This window comes from Candidatus Nitrosopumilus sp. bin_7KS, from assembly GCF_054095835.1.
In genome coordinates this window covers 301,338-314,591 of sequence record NZ_JBSWSO010000002.1, presented here as the reverse complement: position 1 = coordinate 314,591, position 13,254 = coordinate 301,338, and the positions used below count along the sequence as shown (strand labels likewise).

The following is a 13,254-nucleotide window of genomic DNA, read 5'->3' as shown; positions in this document are numbered from 1 at the left end:
CACCTGATTATGTTGAAAATTCTGATGCTATTTTATTTAGCATGATTTCTTTAATTTCTTCACGATTTTCAGTGTTTCCTGTAGCCCACATTGCTTTTACCAAGGCAATTTCAGGTATCATATTTTCTAGAGGAATTATTCCCAAATCGAGAAGATCTCTGCCACTTTCATAAACTGTCATTCTTACTCTACCATCAATACACTGTGAAGTCATTCCCATAAAGATGCCTTTTTCATTTGCCATTTTTACCATTGGATACATGTTTTCTCCAATGTGGCCCAACCCAGTTCCTTCAAAAATTATTGCTTTGTATCCTACATCTATGATATTTTTCATCAAAGTTGGATTATATCCTGGATAATATTTTACTAGGGCAACTTTTTCATTTATTTTTATTTTGGGAGTGTATTCATTTATTGTAAAAAAATTATCTTTCATATTGCTATGAATTTCATTATTTACAATTAAAAATGCAGGATCTTTTCCTATTGTTTGAAATGCTCCTCTTTTACTTGTATGATTTTTTCTTACTCTTGTTCCAATATGGCATGCAACTGTTTCATCGTTTTCATCTTGATGCATTGCTATGTAGATTCCATTTGTTTTACATTCTGTAAGAAATTTTACAGCTCCGATGAGATTCAGTGCAGCATCTGATGATGCACGATCTGATGATCTTTGTGAACCCACCAATGCTATTGGAATTTGAAATCCTGCCAATGAAAAAGAAAGATAGGCAGAAGTGTAATGCATGGTATCTGTACCATGTGCAATGATAATTCCAGTATAATCTGAATTCAAATATTCATTTACTGTTTGAGCAATTTTTAACCAATGTTCAGGCATAATGTTTTCAGAATATTCTGAAAACAATACTTTGGTGTCTATATTTGCAATTTTAGCAAGCTCAGGAACAGACGAATTTAATTCTTCAGCAGTTAATACTGGTGTAACTGCTCCAGTTCTGTAATCGATTTTACTTGCAATTGTACCTCCAGTTGATAATAATAGAATTTTTGGCAACTTTTCATTTTTCTCAATCTTCTCAACCTTCTCAACGATTTTTTCTGAGGTTTCATTTTTCTCAATCTTTTCAATTTTAGATATTTCTAAACCAATGTTGTATCCACTCTTTAATTTTAAAACAATATGTTTATCGTCACTATGTTCATATCTGGGCATAATAATTCCTAAATAAGTTATATCTGCTAGAATTTTTACAGAATCCCTAATTGAAATTTTGTTTGTTTTAAGAAATTCTAAGGATTTTCCTTCATATCCAGTATAATCTGACATTTATGAGAATTAGATTTGTTATTTTATTAAAACTACCTGTAATAGGAAGCTACTAATTTTTCGCCTATCTTGAGGTCTTTTTGTTCTCTTACTTTCTTTACTGCTTCTTCAAAGTGTTTCATGGTAACTTTAGCATCAACATCCTTCTTTTCAATATCTTTTACATCTGGATTTTTATCTAAGAATTCATGAATAACTAAAGATACTGCTGTATTTGCAATAGATGCTGTATCTGCACCACTAAGTCCATCAGTTAGTTCTGATAGTTTATCGAAATTAACATGTTGAGGATCACTCTCATCACTAATGAATGGAATCTTTTCAGCATTAATTTTCAATATACTCTTTCTACTTTCTTTATCTGGAAGTGGGATTTGAATAATTTTATCAAATCTTCCTGGTCTTAACAATGCAGGATCAATCATGTCTGCTCTATTTGTTGCTGCTAATACTATGACTCCGTGCATATTTTCCATTCCATCTAATTCTGTTAGTAATTGACTTACTACTCTTTCAGTAACTGCGGTCTCTCCACCAGCACCTCTAATTGGAGCAATAGAATCAATTTCATCAAAGAATACAACACATGGTGCAGACTGACGTGCACGTTTGAATATTTCTCTAATTCCACGCTCTGATTCTCCGACCCATTTAGATAATAGTTCGGGACCTCTAACTGAAACAAAGTTTGCTTCACTTTGAGTAGCCACTGCTTTTGCAAGTAAAGTTTTACCAGTACCACTTGGACCGTGAAGCAATATTCCTCTTGGCATACTATGTCCTAGTTTATCATAAAGACCAGGATACTTCATTGGCCATTCTACTGCTTCTTGTAACTCTCGTTTGACTTCTTCTAAACCTCCAACATCTTCCCATTTTACATCTGGGTTTTCAATGAAAACTTCTCGCATTCCAGATGGTGTTACCTCTATCAATGCTTTTTGGAAATCCTCATGATTTACAATTAGTTTATCCAAAGTCTCTGGTGGGAGTTTTTCTTCTTCCAAATTCAAAACTGGTAATAATCTTCTCAAACATTTCATTGCAGCTTCTTTACAAAGATATTCTAAATCTGCACCAACATATCCATGACTGACTGAGGATATTTTTTCCATGTTAACATCATCTGATAAAGGCATGTTTCTACTGTGAATTGCAAGGATGTCTTTTCTTCCTTTTTTATCTGGAACTTTAATTTCAATTTCTCTATCAAATCTTCCAGGTCTTCTTAGTGCTGGATCAATTGCATTTGGTCTATTTGTTGCAGAAATAACAATTACTTTTCCTCTAGATTCTAGACCATCCATTAATGATAACATTTGAGAAACAACTCTTCGTTCAACTTCTCCTGTAACTTCTTCTCTTTTTGGAGCAATAGAATCAATTTCATCAACAAAGATAATTGATGGAGCTTTTTCTCTTGCTTCTTTGAAGATTTCTCTTAATCTTGCTTCACTTTCACCATAAAACTTACTCATAATTTCAGGACCTGAAATGCTAATGAAATGTGCTTGACTTTCATTTGCTACTGCTTTTGCAAGTAGTGTCTTACCAGTTCCTGGTGGACCATACAACAATACGCCTTTTGGAGCTTCAATTCCTAATTTTTCAAAGATTTCAGGATGTCTTAATGGAAGCTCAATCATTTCCCTAACTTTTTTAATTTCATTTGAAATTCCACCAATGTCTTCATAAGTTACTTGAGGAACTCCACGTAATGTTTCTCCTTTTTCTGCAATATGGAAAACAGTTTTTTGAGTTACTAAGACAGCATCAGCTGCTGGATTAACTCCGATTACTTGAAAAGTTAAACGTCCACCAAAGTATGGAACCATTACATTATCACCTTTAATCAAAGGAACACTCTCTAAAGCATCTGCAAGATATCTTTCATCTATTGGAGGAATTGCTTCAAGCGGTGCGACAACTACTTTTTCTGCAGCAACTGCCTTTATTTTTCTAACAGATATTGTATCTCCAATTGCAATTCCCGAATTATTTCTTCCTAGTCCATCAATTCTGATAATTCCCTTACCTTCATCTGAAGGATAAAGTGGAAGACATTTTGCTACTGTTCTTCTTTTACCTTTAATTTCTATAACATCACCTGTTGAGGCATTTAATGTGTCCATTGAATCATAATCGATTCTTGCTACGCCTCTTCCAACATCTCGTGTATACGCTTCAAGAACTTTAAGAGAAAGAGCATTTTGACTCATACATACTGGCCTGAATTCTAATTTTTATACCTTTGTGGTAATTACTAAAACTAACAGGTAAAACTACCAGATAACACCACAAGCTTAAAATTCTCTTTGCGTCGGAAACGATCAACTTGGGTAAAAGACCATTAGTACGAAGACGAGGCCGTGGAGGTAATCAATTTAGATCTACATCTACTGGAAAAGTAGGCGCAAAAGCAAATTATCCACGTTTTCCACTATCTGAACAGCACACAGGCGAAATCATCGATCTAGTTCATGAGCGTGGAAGAGAAGCACCATTATCCAAAATTAGATTTGAAGATGGTTCTGTTTCATTTGTACCGGCAGTTCTTGGAACCACAGTAGGTGCAAGTTTACAATTTGGATTAAAATCAGAAATTAAAAAAGGAAATGTCATCAGTGTTCAAAATATACCTGATGGTACAATTGTATGTAATATTGAAAAACACTTTGGTGATGGCGGTGCTATTGTTAAATCAGCAGGTACTGATGCAACCATATTTTCTCATGGTGATGATGGTGTAACAGTTAAACTTCCATCTGGTAAGTTTGCTACTCTTAATCCTAAAAACAGAGCTATGATAGGTACGTTAGCTGGTGGTGGAGCAAGTGAACGACATTTTATGAGTGCAGGTAACAAGTGGCGTAGTTTTAAAGCTAAAGGAAAGAAATATCCGATTGTAAGAGGTGTTGCTCAAGCAGCATATGTACACCCACACGGTGGTGGTCGTCATCAACACGTTGGACAAAGTTCTACAGTTTCAAGAGATGCTCCTCCTGGTGCAAAGGTCGGTAGCATTGCTGCAAGAAAGACTGGAAGAGCCAGAATCAAAGAAAGAAAGTAGTTTTTCTTTTAACCTAAAATTGATTAATAGCTCATCTAATTACTATTTTCGTGATAAAACAACGTGTTAGACTTTTTGTAACTGGAAAGGTACAAGGTGTTTTTTTTCGTCAAACTTTGAAAGTAATGGCAAAGAAAAATGATGTTTTTGGTTGGGTAAAAAATCTCAAAGATGGTAGAGTTGAAGCTGTTTTAGAAGGTGAAGGAGAAAAAATTGACCGATTAATTGAATGGGCTCATGGTGGTCCTGCAAATGCAAGAGTAGAGGATGTAGAAATACGTAATGAAAAATTTACTGATGAATTTTCAAAATTTGATGTGTTATACTAGTGAATTCCTTCAAATGCATTTTTAATAGTTTGAGTAATTTCTGAAATTTCTTGATCTATTTTTATTTGAATTATTTGAATTGGATCTTTTCTGCTTTTCTGAATTTTTATAATAACTCCTTCTCTTTCTGGTTCAACATCTGCAAACCATCTAAATGTCATTGTTTTACAAAAAACAACTCTATGCATTCGTACATCTTCAACCACTTTATCACCTAAAGATAAACAAAATTCTCTAATTGAATCAAATAATGGTAATACTGTGGTTGGAATTTGTTTCTTAAAGTCTTCATAACTTCTTTTAGTTCCAAATGAGATAATCCCTTCCATGAAATTCCAATTTTTATTTTAATTATAAAGGTAGTAGATCTGTTGGCTCCAGTCTAGACGAATAGCCCCATTTCAAGGCGTACAAGATCCGCCACGTTGACGAGGAAGCGTGGATGCTCCACCTTAGGATTGCTCCCTCCCGGACCTCATCCCTTTCGATGGTTCGGTCTTAGAAGTTATCCCTTCGGATATTTCTAGTCCTGCAACCACCCGCCTCGGCGTGATTTCATTTCCGCACACCAAGCGGGAATTACCCATCTAGAGATTTACCCAACAGTTGCTGATCTCTGCATATAGCCGGTTTCAGAATAGGGCACGGCTGGCACCCTGATCCTACCTACTACCAATTTTCCTAAGAAAGTATGTTATATTTGCATTAGGTTTGATTTTCTTTTAGTTTTAGAACTACGCTGCATACTGAGCATACTTTTCCTGTGCAATCATTTCCACATTTTTCACATTTCATTTTTTCTTTAGAACTAAAATTTTTTATTGCCATTGAAACTTTGAGAATTGATTGATACAAATTATTTTTTATTCCGCTATGTTGATTTTCTAACGAATTTAAAAATTCACGAATTTCTGTTCGTATGCCCTCATTCATGTGTGGACATGGTTCAGATTGAAATGGCATGTCATTTGTAAATGCGTAAAAGACTATTTCAGACTCATAAATCTCACAAAATGGTTTTATTTTTCTTAAATCATTTGCAGAAGTATCTGGATCCATCCATCCGATCTTAGTTGTATCACCAGAAATCATGTTAATGACAAATGTTTGCAATGTATCATCAAGATTATGACCTGTTGCAATTACGTCTGCACCAATATCTTTTGCTGCATAATCTATTGCTCTTCTTCTTAGAGTTCCACAGATTGAACATGATGATGTTTTCTCACTTTCTCTTAAATCAAGGGCTTCATCTAGTGTTAATTCAAAAAGATCTTTGTATGCGTAAACCTTGTGTTCTACATTTAGTTCTGCACAAAATTTTTCTACAATTTCTAATGCTTCATTTCTATATCCTGGAATTCCTTCATCAATGGTAATGGCTTTTATTCTAAAACTATGAGTTAATGCCATTTCATTAATAATTTTTAATAGTGCTAGAGAGTCTTTTCCTCCAGATACTGCAACAGCTACTAAATCATCATGTTTTATCATATTATATTTTGAAATGGTTTTTGCAGTTTTTCTTACAATTGACTTTGAGAAACATTGTGAGCAAAGTTTTTCCCCAGAATATTTTCTTGTATATGCTGCAGGATTTTCACATCTATCACAATTCATGAAATCAAATGAGTTTTTTTCATTAATGATTCTTTAGGTATTTTTTATATTGTAAACCAGCCAGATTTCAAATATGACAAGGCAATGTTGAGGCCAAATAGGGCAAATGTGAATGCGTATATTCCCCACATTACAATGTTGACTGATTTATCTGAGATTTTTTTATCAATAATAGTATGAATGAATTTACCTCCATCTAAAATTGGTAGTGGAAGCATATTGATAATTCCAATGAAAAACGAAATCATCCAAAGCCATAACAAGAACATTGAAATGTTGAAATCCACATTTGTCCAATCAATGAAATTCATTATAGGTTTGTATGGGATAGAGTTATCCCTCATAATTCCTATTAATCCTCTTTCAGGATCATCTGGTGATGCCATTACTTGTAATGTTTTTTCTAATGCTTGACCATCTCTTAGTATAGATACACTAGCTGTTTCTCCTGGATTTAAGACAGGGAAATCCGCCGGACCGCGAATCGGAACATCATTAATTGTAGTAATTATATCATTTGCAAGCAATCCTGCTTGTTCAGCACCTGAATTTTCTATAATTGAAAGTATCAAAACTCCTTGTGATAATTCATAAAATGTGTTTAAGATAACATCTCCAAATAATGGAATGCTTTCTAAAACCATTCCAAAAACTGGATTTGTTAATAAAATTGCCCCAAAAACAATTGCAAATAAAACATTTGATGTTGCCCCTGCTCCAATTACTCGTAATTTTGAAATCCTTTTAGCTTTATCAAATTCTTCTTCATCTGGTTCTACAAATCCTGCAAATAATGCAATGAATACTGCAAATCCACCTGTCTTAATTTTTATTTTTTCTAATGCAGCTACTATACCATGTGCCCCTTCATGCATAACTAATACAATTGGAATTGAAAGCAAAAAATACGTAATAGCTGGAGCTGAAGTTAATGTAACACCTGGAATTAACACTGTTAATTCTGAAAAATTTGATTGTGCAACAAAATAGTTTGAAACATTGTTTAACAAAAAGTAAAATGCAAATCCCATCATTATGAAACCAGCAATTACACTCACATCTGCAAAAACTCTGATACCTCTTTTCGTTCGTCCAAGTACTTTGATTAAAACATCATTGACACCTTTGTTCTTGTATACAAGACTATACGCCTTTAATTCAAAACCATATTTTTCTAATTTGAGAGCTTTTGCAATTACTATGATGACTACCCATGCCATTAAGACATAGATTATTGCATTCTGAGTAATAAAATCAAGTTCCAAACTAATTGTTAATTTTTTAAAGTACGGCCATTTATCGTTTACTATGAAACCAGTGATAATTATCTCCACATATCCTACCAAAAAATCACTTTCTAAAATTTCAAATGAACTTGTAAAAAACAAGACAGTTGCATGTGTAAATATTTCTAAAATTTCATCAATTTACTCCTGGGAAGGAAAAATAAAAAACTCTTCAGAATATCTAGCTATTTTCAAAACTGTTACAAAAAATAAGACCCTATTGAAAAAGAAAATTAAAGAAACCCATCCATATAATGTTCCTGAAATAGCAGAAATTGATATCACATCAATTAACAAAACTTATCTAAAATGGTTAGTTGAATCAACTTCTTAGGATTCAACTGAATATCTTAACAAAGAAACAATTCCGCCTAAACCTGTAACTCTAAGACCAATATCTGTTGAAGAGTCAACACTGTAAATTTTTACTCCCTTGTTTTCTGCATCATTTAGAAAATCCATTATTTGTTGTTCATCATTATCTTGTATTGCTTTATCAGAAAATACTAATGATTCAACTGCACCCATTTGGTTTGCATTAAAAGTTTCATTATATCCCATAGTAAATTTTCTACTTTTCTTGTTTGCTAAAATCATTACTTCATCAATTATTGAGGAAGCTTTGGCCAATTTACTATCTGACATTATTTCTTGCATTGTCTTTGATTTTGTGAATATGTAGATTCCATCTTCTCCTCCAGAATCAATTCCATCAACAAGTTGAATTTTAAATTTCTGAAGTTTTTGAGATTTCTCTATGAAATTTGCAAATCTTTTCTTTGTTTCACCTGGACCAAAAATTACTATCGTGTCTCCTTCTTTGAAAATAGATGATAATGCCTGCTGTACCTGTTCAAAGAATTTTTCAATATTGAAACTAGTCTTGTATCTTTTTCCGCCAGAACCTGAATAGATATTTGGCATAAATTCCAAATGTGTACCTCTTAATCTAGCAATTCCACTATCACTAGTGTCAATTGCTACTAAAACAAAACTAATTTGATCATTACTTGATTCCAAAAGTTTTTTTTCTATTGGTAACCATTTTTTTTTTGAAATTGTAATTCCATCATTTAATTTTAGAATAAATGAATGATGTGATCCATGTGGTACTGATTCATTACTTGATTCAGAAATTGTACCGCCTACTCTTAATTTATCTAAGACATCATCAAGTGAAATTTTTTCTACTGTTAATGCTATTCTAACTTTAATTCTCTCACCTTTATCTGGCCTTGCATAATCTTTATCTTGTTTTAGAACTCTTGTTGTATCTCCAATTACTTTGTCATCTTTTTTGATAATACGACGTAAATTCAAAAGATCTTCAGAGTCTTCTGGAATAACAGATATTGAATTATCGTCTATTGTCTTTGTAATCATGATATTATTCTAATTTTCAAAAAGAAAAGAGTTTAACTTGTTGTTTCTTCTGCTTTTGCTTCTTCTGATTTCTTTTTTAGATAATTTTCAACCCACTCTAAAGTGAGAACTCCTGATTCAGATAAATTTGTTAAAGAATTTGCAGAAGCTTCTCCTGAAACTTTACCGTTGTTTCTTTTTAATTGTCTCCATTTTAGAGATGTATTACCACTTTTTGAATTATAGATTATTCCTAAAACATCTTTTCCATTAACAAAAGTAATATCTCTGATTTTTTTTAAAGTAACTTTATCAGCTGCTTCAACATAAATTGCTCCAAGATTATCTTCTCTTTCAGCAAAAACCTCAGTATCTTCCAAATATGCTCTTGGCGCATAAGACATACATGTACTAGAAATGACAAATCGTCTAAAACTTTCCAATGATGCTGGGGTATCTATTGCAACCATTTGGAATGATTGAACTATTGGCCATTTATCAAGCTTCTTGAAAGACTCAATAGGTAACTGCTTGAAATATGCCATGCGGGCTGTGATGTACCTATCCCTTTGATTGATGATGAGGATCTTGAGTTCTGAGCCTGCTTAGGATTTTAATTAATGTTATTAATTAAAAAATCATGAAATCACTTACTGAATATCTGACATTTGAAGTTAAAACTAGAAGAGCCTTTGTCAATATTACTCCTGATGTGAGTAAACTAGTAACTAAAAGTAAAGTTCAGGAGGGCCTTTGTCTTGTAAATGCAATGCACATCACAGCAAGTGTTTTCATTAATGATAATGAAGGCGGATTGTTACATGATTATGAAAAATGGTTAGAGGAATTGGCTCCACATGCACCAACTACACAATATGATCATAATAAAACAGGTGAAGACAATGCTGATGCTCATCTAAAACGACAAGTAATGGGAAGAGAAGTTGTAGTTGCTATTACAAAAGGCAAATTAGATTTTGGACCATGGGAAGAAATCTTCTATGGTGAATTTGATGGTAAAAGACCAAAAAGAGTTTTAGTTAAAATTATTGGCGAATAATTATCCAAAGTCTGCATCACGTTTTTGACTTTGTGATTCATTCTTTCTTGCAGCATCTCTGAATTCATCATTGTGATTTTGAGGCCCATGTCCACATTTTACACATGCAATTTTGAATCCATCATCATTTTTTTCATAGGTTTCGCAACCACAGAAACATGCCATAATTAAATATAATTTCTAAGATGATATATCTTTTGGGTTAAGATTATGCTGACTTGCAACATTCGCCCATGGGAATTTCATGATCATGTGGACATTTTCTTGGATGTTTTAACATTATACAAAGAGCATCTGTAAATTGTTTGTTCATGTGATGTTCAATTCCACAAACCATCTCTTCATCAATTTCTACTTTGAGTGCACTATCCATGAGCACCTCTAGTAATCTACTGTTTCTCATCATACTGGAACCTATTCTTTCCCCATCTTCTGTAAGTTTTACACCTGCTTTATTATAATTTACAAGATTTTTGAGATTTAATTTTTTGAGCATTTGAACAACACTTGGTTGTCTTACATTGAGCATTTTTGCAATTGTACTAATTTTCACATCTTCTCCTCTTTCTTTAATGTGCCAAATTGCTTTAAGATACATCTCTACGTGTTCTGCTTCAGCAGTACCAACAAAGAGTGTTTCTTCATCTATTGCATCCATGTCTATACCTTCTTTGAATCTTTTAATAAATATTCAAAGTATTGACGTGCAAAACCTGCTAATCCTGCATGATCTGCCCAAATAGCAACAACTTCTGAAGAATTCACTCCTCCTAATTCTGGCCCTAAGAGAATCACTACATATCTTTTATCTGAAATTATACCTCCTCCAAACAATCCTTTCTTGATTGTTACTTTGGCGACTCGTTTGATTGCTGTAATTGATTCTTTATCCATTTTATCTGATGCGAGAATTGTAATTTGTACTCCTTTATCATGAAGTGATCTTAGTTTTGGTAATGCTTGTTTTACTAGATCTACTCCTGCTTCAGGTAATGCAATCATCACTTCATTTCTACATGTATCTACCATTTCCAAAATTTTAGCTGCAATGTTTATTGCACCAGATAAAACCCAAATATCTGGTCTTTCACTAGTACCACTTTTCTCGTATAATGGAACTAGTTCATTTAGAATTATGTTTTGATTCTGTGAAAAATCCGTTTCCATCTTTTGTTTTGTAGTTTCTAATCCTGTTGATGGAGATTTTGCAAAATATTTTGTTGGCCTTGCATCATCTGAACCAATCCATCCTTTCTCCTCCAAAGTCCCTAAAACTTCGTAAATTTTTGAATATGGTACTCCTGATTTTTGGCTAAGATCTGATGCTGTTAATTCTCCTGATTTGAGTAACGCTGAAAATGTTCTAATTTCATAACTGGTAAGACCAATTTTTTCTAATGACTTTCGTGTTTTATCTGATATACTCATATGCGATCTTGTCGATCAGTTTTGGTATTTAAATCAGGTATGCCTACCTCCTAAATCCCCCACGGGGGCAAGTAGGAAATGGATTATATACCATCTTGGAAAAATTAACAATACAGCCATGGCACTAATTCAGATATCCAATCAATCAACTAAAAATTTAGGTAAAAAATCTACAATTAGATTCACTCAAAGTATTTGTCCAGACTGTAACATGATTCTGGATGCTGAAGTCTTTGAGAGAGATAATCAAGTATTTATGTCAAAAGTTTGTCCAACTCACGGTGAATGTGAGGAATTATACTTTGGTTCTTATGAAATGTACAAGAAATTCAGTACATATTGGATGGATGGCAAAGGTGCTCATTCTCCAAACGTAATGATTGACAAATGTTCATGTCCAAACAACTGTGGATTATGTTCAAACCACTTATCCCATAGTGGATTAGCAAACATGATTGTAACTAATAGATGTGATTTAACATGTTGGTACTGTTTCTTTTATGTAAAGAAGGGACTTGAAGGTGCTTACATGTACGAGCCAGATCATACTCAAGTTCGAGGAATGATGAAAACTCTAAGAGCTGAGAGACCAATTCCAGGAAACTCTATGCAAATTACTGGTGGTGAACCAATGCTTAGAGAAGATATTGCTGATGTTATTAAAATTATGAAAGAAGAAGGTGTTGACCATATTCAAATGAATACCAATGGTATCAGACATGCAATGGATCCAGAAGCAGCAAGAGAAGTTAGACTTGCTGGATGTAACAACTTGTATCTTTCCTTTGACGGTGTAACTGCAAGAACAAATCCTAAAAACCACTGGGAAATTCCATATGCACTTGATAGTTGCAGAAAAACAGGCACTACAGTAGTATTTGTCCCAACAGTAATCAAATCAATTAACGACCACGAACTAGGTGGAATTATCAGATATGCACAAAAGAACATGGATGTAGTTCATGCAGTAAACTTCCAACCAGTATCACTAACTGGAAGAATGGGTAAAACTGAACGTGAGAAATACAGAATTACAGTTCCTGACTGTGTTCAAAGAATTGAAGAACAAACAAACGGTGAAGTAACTGTTGATGATTGGTTCCCAGTTCCAAGTTGTATGCCACTAACTAATGTTATTGAAGCATTCTCAAGCAAACCAAAATACGAATTATCAATTCACTTTGCTTGTGGTGCAGGAACATACATCTTTGAAGATGCAGATACAAAGAAATTTGTTCCATTAACAAAATTCTGTGATATTCAAGGAATGTTGGAATTATTTGAAGATAAAGCAGAAGAAATTCGTTCTGGTAAAAACAAGTACTTTACAATGCTTGAAGTTGTAAGAAAACTCAAAGGTTTTGTTGATACAAAGAAACAACCAGCAGGATTAGACTTAGCTAAAATGTTTGGTAACATACTCATGAAGAGATCATTTGATTCAGTTGGTTCATGGCACGTCAAAGGATTATTCCTTGGTATGATGCATTTTCAAGACAAATACAATGAAGACTTGGAAAGATTACAAAGATGTGATATTCACTATGTAACTCCAGACCTCAGAATAGTTCCATTTTGTGCATTCAATGTAATTCCAGAATGGTATAGAGATAGAATTCAAAAGAAATATTCTATCACAGTAGAGGAATGGGAAGAACGAGAAGGTGTCAAACTAGAAGATGGTCTATACAGAGGACTCATGAGACGTGGAGCAGGTGATGAACTTGCTGCTGGCTGTGCAAAGAGTCAGATGTTCCATGACGCTGCTCAAGCAACAATGTAATTTCAAAAACTTTAACGAT

The 13,254-nt window shown here is 33.6% G+C and carries 15 protein-coding genes and 1 other RNA gene; 5 read left to right on the top strand and 11 right to left on the bottom strand.

All coding sequences use genetic code 11. The features are described from left to right. Positions 1-7: 7 nt before the first annotated feature. Together gatD and ACW9W4_RS02205 are read right to left on the bottom strand one after the other, a co-directional pair. Positions 8-1,297, bottom strand: a complete 1,290-nt coding sequence (gatD, locus tag ACW9W4_RS02210) for a Glu-tRNA(Gln) amidotransferase subunit GatD (protein ID WP_457760893.1) — start codon at positions 1,295-1,297, stop codon at positions 8-10. A gap of 32 nt (positions 1,298-1,329) precedes the next feature. After that, positions 1,330-3,516: a CDC48 family AAA ATPase gene (locus ACW9W4_RS02205; RefSeq protein WP_457760892.1), complete on the bottom strand. Its 2,187-nt coding sequence runs from the start codon at positions 3,514-3,516 to the stop codon at positions 1,330-1,332. 116 nt (positions 3,517-3,632) lie between these two features. On the opposite strand from ACW9W4_RS02205, the gene ACW9W4_RS02200 reads away from it, so the two are divergent. Both ACW9W4_RS02200 and ACW9W4_RS02195 read left to right on the top strand, forming a co-directional pair. After that, the gene (locus ACW9W4_RS02200; protein ID WP_179362848.1) at positions 3,633-4,367 is read left to right on the top strand and encodes a 50S ribosomal protein L2; all 735 of its coding nucleotides are present in this window, start codon (positions 3,633-3,635) and stop codon (positions 4,365-4,367) included. 50 nt (positions 4,368-4,417) lie between these two features. Further along, entirely contained in the window at positions 4,418-4,696 is a 279-nt protein-coding gene (locus ACW9W4_RS02195; protein ID WP_457760891.1) for an acylphosphatase, read from the top strand. Here the strand turns inward: ACW9W4_RS02195 and ACW9W4_RS02190 are convergent. The 4 genes from ACW9W4_RS02190 to ACW9W4_RS02175 form a co-directional block, all read right to left on the bottom strand. Then, positions 4,693-5,025, bottom strand: coding sequence for a DUF5655 domain-containing protein (locus ACW9W4_RS02190; protein ID WP_457760890.1), 333 nt, complete (start codon positions 5,023-5,025; stop codon positions 4,693-4,695). The genes ACW9W4_RS02195 and ACW9W4_RS02190 overlap by 4 nt on opposite strands. 31 nt (positions 5,026-5,056) lie before the next feature. Further along, an RNA gene (gene ffs / locus ACW9W4_RS02185) (signal recognition particle sRNA) lies at positions 5,057-5,368 on the bottom strand. Positions 5,369-5,401: 33 nt separating this feature from the next. Beyond that, complete coding sequence (locus tag ACW9W4_RS02180; RefSeq protein WP_457760889.1) at positions 5,402-6,316, bottom strand: TIGR00269 family protein; 915 nt, start codon at positions 6,314-6,316, stop codon at positions 5,402-5,404. A 44-nt stretch (positions 6,317-6,360) separates the two neighbouring features. After that, a complete protein-coding gene (locus tag ACW9W4_RS02175; protein WP_457760974.1) occupies positions 6,361-7,536 on the bottom strand; it encodes a site-2 protease family protein in 1,176 nt (391 codons plus the stop codon). Between the two features lie 88 nt (positions 7,537-7,624). Here ACW9W4_RS02175 and cutA point away from each other — a divergent pair, with 88 nt between their 5' ends. Continuing rightward, positions 7,625-7,936 carry a divalent-cation tolerance protein CutA gene (gene cutA / locus ACW9W4_RS02170; protein ID WP_457760888.1) on the top strand — a complete coding sequence of 104 codons (312 nt, stop codon included), beginning with the start codon at positions 7,625-7,627 and terminating at the stop codon, positions 7,934-7,936. Here cutA and ACW9W4_RS02165 read toward each other — a convergent pair. Both ACW9W4_RS02165 and ACW9W4_RS02160 read right to left on the bottom strand, forming a co-directional pair. Further along, a complete protein-coding gene (locus ACW9W4_RS02165) occupies positions 7,933-8,985 on the bottom strand; it encodes an mRNA surveillance protein pelota (RefSeq protein ID WP_457760887.1) in 1,053 nt (350 codons plus the stop codon). The two genes, cutA and ACW9W4_RS02165, sit on opposite strands and share 4 nt — an antisense overlap. A 32-nt stretch (positions 8,986-9,017) precedes the next feature. Then, on the bottom strand, positions 9,018-9,434 hold the full coding sequence (locus ACW9W4_RS02160) for a hypothetical protein (RefSeq protein WP_457760973.1): 417 nt from the start codon (positions 9,432-9,434) through the stop codon (positions 9,018-9,020). 170 nt (positions 9,435-9,604) lie between these two features. Between ACW9W4_RS02160 and ACW9W4_RS02155 the strand changes: the two genes are divergently transcribed. Continuing rightward, positions 9,605-10,024 carry a secondary thiamine-phosphate synthase enzyme YjbQ gene (locus ACW9W4_RS02155; RefSeq protein ID WP_457760886.1) on the top strand — a complete coding sequence of 140 codons (420 nt, stop codon included), beginning with the start codon at positions 9,605-9,607 and terminating at the stop codon, positions 10,022-10,024. Here ACW9W4_RS02155 and ACW9W4_RS02150 read toward each other — a convergent pair whose 3' ends face one another. From ACW9W4_RS02150 to ACW9W4_RS02140, 3 genes are read right to left on the bottom strand one after another with little or no spacing between them, the layout of a single operon-like run. Next, complete coding sequence (locus ACW9W4_RS02150; protein ID WP_457760885.1) at positions 10,025-10,189, bottom strand: hypothetical protein; 165 nt, start codon at positions 10,187-10,189, stop codon at positions 10,025-10,027. It abuts the gene before it with no gap. Between the two features lie 43 nt (positions 10,190-10,232). Next, positions 10,233-10,682, bottom strand: a complete 450-nt coding sequence (locus tag ACW9W4_RS02145; RefSeq protein WP_457760884.1) for a metal-dependent transcriptional regulator — start codon at positions 10,680-10,682, stop codon at positions 10,233-10,235. A 2-nt stretch (positions 10,683-10,684) separates the two neighbouring features. After that, complete coding sequence (locus ACW9W4_RS02140; protein WP_457760883.1) at positions 10,685-11,452, bottom strand: TrmB family transcriptional regulator; 768 nt, start codon at positions 11,450-11,452, stop codon at positions 10,685-10,687. A 118-nt stretch (positions 11,453-11,570) separates the two neighbouring features. On the opposite strand from ACW9W4_RS02140, the gene tes reads away from it, so the two are divergent. Next, positions 11,571-13,235 (top strand): tetraether lipid synthase Tes, encoded by a 1,665-nt coding sequence (tes, locus tag ACW9W4_RS02135; protein ID WP_457760882.1) that lies wholly within the window; start codon positions 11,571-11,573, stop codon positions 13,233-13,235. The last annotated feature ends 19 nt before the right edge of the window (positions 13,236-13,254 follow it).

Bases quoted from the DNA above. Each gene is read 5' to 3' on its own strand.
- gatD (WP_457760893.1), bottom strand. From the start codon at position 1,297: ATGTCAGATTATACTGGATATGAAGGAAAATCCTTAGAATTTCTTAAA.
- ACW9W4_RS02205 (WP_457760892.1), bottom strand. From the start codon at position 3,516: ATGAGTCAAAATGCTCTTTCTCTTAAAGTTCTTGAAGCGTATACACGA.
- ACW9W4_RS02190 (WP_457760890.1), bottom strand. From the start codon at position 5,025: ATGGAAGGGATTATCTCATTTGGAACTAAAAGAAGTTATGAAGACTTT.
- ACW9W4_RS02180 (WP_457760889.1), bottom strand. From the start codon at position 6,316: ATGAATTGTGATAGATGTGAAAATCCTGCAGCATATACAAGAAAATAT.
- ACW9W4_RS02175 (WP_457760974.1), bottom strand. From the start codon at position 7,536: ATGGCATGGGTAGTCATCATAGTAATTGCAAAAGCTCTCAAATTAGAA.
- cutA (WP_457760888.1), top strand. From the start codon at position 7,625: ATGAAACCAGTGATAATTATCTCCACATATCCTACCAAAAAATCACTT.
- ACW9W4_RS02165 (WP_457760887.1), bottom strand. From the start codon at position 8,985: ATGATTACAAAGACAATAGACGATAATTCAATATCTGTTATTCCAGAA.
- ACW9W4_RS02160 (WP_457760973.1), bottom strand. From the start codon at position 9,434: ATGGTTGCAATAGATACCCCAGCATCATTGGAAAGTTTTAGACGATTT.
- ACW9W4_RS02155 (WP_457760886.1), top strand. From the start codon at position 9,605: ATGAAATCACTTACTGAATATCTGACATTTGAAGTTAAAACTAGAAGA.
- ACW9W4_RS02150 (WP_457760885.1), bottom strand. From the start codon at position 10,189: ATGGCATGTTTCTGTGGTTGCGAAACCTATGAAAAAAATGATGATGGA.
- ACW9W4_RS02145 (WP_457760884.1), bottom strand. From the start codon at position 10,682: ATGGATGCAATAGATGAAGAAACACTCTTTGTTGGTACTGCTGAAGCA.
- ACW9W4_RS02140 (WP_457760883.1), bottom strand. From the start codon at position 11,452: ATGAGTATATCAGATAAAACACGAAAGTCATTAGAAAAAATTGGTCTT.
- tes (WP_457760882.1), top strand. From the start codon at position 11,571: ATGGCACTAATTCAGATATCCAATCAATCAACTAAAAATTTAGGTAAA.